Annotated in this window: 2 protein-coding genes; both read left to right on the top strand. The window is 65.4% G+C overall.

The genetic code is table 11. The annotated features are described in order from the left end of the window. Window positions 1-46: 46 nt before the first annotated feature. A complete protein-coding gene (locus tag EOA28_RS35985; protein ID WP_127250050.1) occupies window positions 47-565 on the top strand; it encodes a YcnI family protein in 519 nt (172 codons plus the stop codon). Window positions 566-616: 51 nt separating this feature from the next. Beyond that, the coding region (locus EOA28_RS35990; RefSeq protein WP_148671116.1) for a copper resistance protein CopC at window positions 617-1303 on the top strand (687 nt) is incomplete at its 3' end.

Genomic DNA, 1303 nt, shown 5'->3' on the forward strand with positions numbered 1-1303 from the left:
GGACCACGCCGAATAATCCGCCAAATCGAAATCAGAGGGACAATTCATGATGAAGTATCTTCTGGCGGCGGGCGTGCTTTGCGCGCTCGGAACCAATGCCGCGCTCGCCCATATCACGCTGGAAACGCAGGAAGCGGCTGTCGGCTCCACCTACAAGGCGGTCCTGCGCGTGCCGCATGGCTGCGAGGGCAAGGCGACGACGGCCGTGCGCGTGCAGATCCCCGAAGGCGTCATCGCGGTGAAGCCGATGCCCAAGCCCGGCTGGACGCTGCAGATCAAGAAGGGCAAATACGAGAAATCCTACCAGCTCTATGGCGAGACGCTGACCACCGGCGTGAAGGAAGTGGACTGGAGCGGCGGCAATTTGCCGGACGAATTCTATGACGAATTCGTCTTCCGCGCCTCGCTGGCGGCCGACCTGCCGGCCGGCCAGATGCTCTATTTCCCGGTGGTGCAGGAATGCGGCGACGCCACCGACCGCTGGATCGAGATCCCGGCGGCGGGCCAGGATGAGGACGCCTTGGAAAGTCCGGCGCCCGGCATCAAACTACTGCCGAAGAAATGATCTTTGTTGGCGCGCTCCATCGGGGCGCGCCACCATCTCCTGTAAGACGGCATGAACGCAGCACAATCTTCCCCGACGATGCGCCTGCATACCGGCCCGATTGCCTGGCTGGTGGCACTGCTCGTGGCGATGGCGGTGTTGGCCATGCCCGGGCGAGCCTTCGCGCATGCTGCGCTGGTCGCGACAGATCCTGCCGACGGCGCCTTGCTGGAGCAAAGCCCGGCGCAGTTTTCGCTGATCTTCAGCGAGCCCGTCTCGCCGCTGGTGCTCACTCTTGTGCGGCCGGACGGCTCGCAGCTTGCTTTGACATCCTTCCGTCTCAACGACCAGACGGTTGAGATCGACAATCCCGAAACGCTTAAATCCGGCACGCATGTTCTGAGTTGGCGGGTGGTGTCGGTCGACGGCCATCCGGTCGGCGGTTCGGCGCTGTTTTCCATCGGCGCGCCAAGCGCGGCACCGACCGCGGGCGAAGCCGTGGACTGGACGCTGCGCGCGGCGATCTGGATCGCCAGGTTGTTTTTCTATGCCGGCCTCTTCCTCGGCGTCGGCGGCGCGTTCGCTCTCGCCTTGCTGGCTGGGGACGGGCCCCGCGGCCGGCGCTTTGTCGCCGTGGCCCTCATTTTCGGCCTCGCCGGCGCGCCGGTGTCGCTTGGGCTGCAAGGACTGGATGGGCTTGGCGCCCCGCTCGCGCGCTTTGCAGCGCCGGCCGTCTGGAAGACCGCGCTGGAGACGAAC

The sequence above is a fragment of the Mesorhizobium sp. M2A.F.Ca.ET.067.02.1.1 genome, assembly GCF_004023285.1.
Classification (GTDB): domain Bacteria; phylum Pseudomonadota; class Alphaproteobacteria; order Rhizobiales; family Rhizobiaceae; genus Mesorhizobium.

Coding starts and splice junctions, on each gene's coding strand:
- EOA28_RS35985 (WP_127250050.1), top strand. CDS start 47: ATGATGAAGTATCTTCTGGCGGCGGGCGTGCTTTGCGCGCTCGGAACC.